Raw genomic sequence first — 539 nt, 5'->3', positions numbered from 1 at the left:
AGCCAGATGTCGGCCTCGACGCTCGCGAAGCCGTGCGACAGCGCGTCCAGCAGCGGGCGCGGGTGCACGAAGTCGTTGTGCGCGTGCGCCCGGCGCAGCGGGGCCGGGCCCCGCTGCCGCTGCTTCGGCTGCGCGAAGACCGGGGTCGCGAGGCCGCCGGTCAGGGCCGCGCCGATGGACACGACGGCTGCGCGGCGGGTGCGAAGGGTCATGATGCCTCCGGGTTCAACAGGCGGGGGTTCAAGGGGTTCAAGGGGGGCAAAGGGGGCAAAGGGGGCAAGGGGGGTTCAGCAGGCGGGGGGACGCGCGGGGGTGACGCCAGTGAGTATCCGGGCCCGGCCGCGCGATTGGCAGGGGCGCGCCAAGAGTTCCCCCGGCTGATGCCCGCGCTTACCCCGGCGTTCCCCGTCGCCCCCGCACCTCACGCTCGCCTCGACCCCGTACGGCCCCTCGCTCCTCACGCCCGAGGCGGTGCTACCGCTGCGCGGCCTCAACCAGTACGCGCTGCCGGAGGGCGCATACCCAGGCGCGGGCCGGGC

At 75.1% G+C, this 539-nt stretch carries 1 pseudogene; it reads right to left on the bottom strand.

Features of this window, described 5'->3' with window-relative positions:
- Positions 1–212: pseudogene (locus QMK28_RS34100) on the bottom strand (hypothetical protein); the annotation flags it as partial.
- Between the last annotated feature and the right edge of the window lie 327 nt (positions 213–539).

Source organism: Streptomyces sp. H27-D2, assembly GCF_035828615.1.
Classification (GTDB): Bacteria; Actinomycetota; Actinomycetes; order Streptomycetales; family Streptomycetaceae; genus Streptomyces.
Note: the sequence above shows the minus strand (reverse complement) of the source record. Positions and strands in the feature narration are given on the sequence as shown.